General features: G+C 37.1%; 3 protein-coding genes. 1 reads left to right on the forward strand and 2 read right to left on the reverse strand.

The genetic code is table 11. The features are described 5' to 3' along the window. Both ACY65O_RS00090 and ACY65O_RS00095 read right to left on the reverse strand, forming a co-directional pair. On the reverse strand, positions 1-950 hold a 950-nt coding region (locus tag ACY65O_RS00090), incomplete at its 3' end, for an HNH endonuclease signature motif containing protein (protein ID WP_462218805.1). Positions 951-987: 37 nt separating this feature from the next. Continuing rightward, positions 988-1,203 (reverse strand): hypothetical protein, encoded by a 216-nt coding sequence (locus ACY65O_RS00095; protein ID WP_462218806.1) that lies wholly within the window; start codon positions 1,201-1,203, stop codon positions 988-990. 26 nt (positions 1,204-1,229) lie between these two features. Between ACY65O_RS00095 and ACY65O_RS00100 the strand changes: the two genes are divergently transcribed. After that, on the forward strand, positions 1,230-2,303 hold a 1,074-nt coding region (locus ACY65O_RS00100), incomplete at its 3' end, for a glycoside hydrolase family 88/105 protein (protein ID WP_462218807.1).

Below are 2,303 nucleotides of genomic sequence, written 5' to 3' on the forward strand. Positions count from 1 at the left end.
CCTGGATGAAGGTGCCGGTCGTGACTCCCGTATGGCCGAGCGGATCGATGAATAACTGAATAGTTAAATCGAATATTAATTACTTGTTCTTGCTTTTTCTCTTTCTTACTGTTATTACTGTTATTGGTTTTATCACTAATAACGTATTCCTCGGGGACCTGTTTCATTTTTTTATAATCATACACTAAACCATTATTGAAAATATAAATGATATAATTGTTTTCGTTATAAACATATATCGGCACCGGATTAATTCTACTTAATACGTAATATTCAATTATACCACTTGTAAAAGTGGATATTTCAGATGCTAATTTAATAATAAGGGAAGTCTTACCTGACGATGGCGGACCTTCCAAAATATATGATTGAGGCAATTCTAATTCAACTCCTCTTTTAATTGTATCAATTGTTTCTTTGTCTGATATACTAAAAAAGAATGAATTAATATTTTCAAATGATGCCCGAAAAGAGTTCGTTCTCTTAAATTCATCTTTTAACAGTTTAAAGCAATTATTACCGATAATTGATTTCAAAAGGTACTTAATTTCTGCTAATTCACTTTCAATAGATAGTTCAAATTTGTTTGTAATTTCTTCTGTTGCTTTTTCATTAAATTCTTCAGAAGTGTCTATTAAGGACTTTTTTTTGTGGTTTTCTTTTAGTGTTTGAAGATAATTTACGTCAAATTTTTTTTCATTCCCTTTTGTGTCAATTTTTATATGGCAATTTGCGCAAAGAACAATTAAGTTTTTATATTCATTTTCTTTTCCTGCAATCTTTAAGGTCTTATTAAATCTACTTCCTGCGCTTGAAAATGCTTCTATATGGCATATCTCGGCAATATTAGTTCCATCTGGAAATAATTCTTTATTACATTCGGCACAAATACCTTTACTATCTGCAAATAGTTCTTTAATTATACGGCCGCTTGGGTTTCTTTTTGACATAATTTGAGTATTCAGTTTACATAAATCAAACTTATAACTAGTTAGTTTCTAAATCTTCTTTCCTCCCCCTTGGCTCGTGACTTACCAGCCATTCGCTTAAATCTACGGTTAAATAAAAGTTCCCTAAAGGTATGTCGTTGAACCGAGCGTGGCAACGATGCTGCCATTTAAAACCAATGCCTGTAACCAAAAAATATCCTGCAAAGCAGCACACCACATGACAATCATCCCCCCACATTGCACTAAACTGCATTATAATTAGCATCTTAACTTGCACAAATGAAATTCATTAAAGCCTTCCTGGTAATCAACGCTTGTTTATTGTTGGTACAAACCAGCACCGCACAAAAACTCGCCGCAAAAAAACAAGTCCTTCAAACCATTACCCTGGCCAATAAATATTTTATGGATAAATGGCCCGATGCCGGCAAGCCAATTTTTGTGCCCAGCCGCAGCCGTACCTGGCCCAGCCATATTTGGACAAGGGCTGTGTATTACGAAGGCCTGATGGCATTGTACAGTGTAGATAAACAAAAAGCGTATTACAATTATGCGGTGGATTGGGGTGCCAAACACAACTGGAGTTTACGGGATGGTATTAAAACCCGTAACGGCGATAACCAGGCCTGCGGCCAAACTTATATCGACCTGTATTTGATTGATAAAAACAAAAGTCATATTGATAGCATTAAAGCATCTATTGATCTGATGATGCAAAGCGATAAAATTGACGACTGGCATTGGGTAGATGCAATACAAATGGCAATGCCTGTGTTTGCCAAGCTGGGTGTAATTTATAAAGACACGAATTATTTTAACCGCATGTATCAAATGTATGCCTTCACCAAATACAAACACGGGGATAAAGGTTTGTTTAATGCCGCCGAAGGTTTGTGGTGGCGGGATAAAGATTTTGATCCGCCCTACAAAGAACCCAATGGCGAAGATTGCTACTGGAGCCGTGGCAATGGCTGGGTGGTGGCGGCATTGGTGCGTATATTAAATACTATTCCTAAAAATGAAACGCACCGGGCAGAATATTTAAGTGATTACAAAAACATGATGACGGCATTGGCAAAAATTCAGCGCAACGATGGTTACTGGAATGCCAGCCTGCACGACAGCACCAATTTTGGTGGCAAAGAATTAACGGGAACCAGTTTATTTGTGTATGGTATGGCCTGGGGTATTAACAATAAAATTTTAGATGCTAAAACATATTTACCCATTGTTACTAAAGCATGGAATGCAATGGCAAAGGAAAGTGTTCATACCAACGGCTTTTTAGGATGGGTGCAGGGCACGGGTAAAGAACCTAAAGAATCGCAGCCCGTTACTTACGACAGGGAACCG

This window comes from Ferruginibacter sp. (assembly GCF_031430955.1).
Lineage (GTDB): Bacteria > Bacteroidota > Bacteroidia > Chitinophagales > Chitinophagaceae > Ferruginibacter.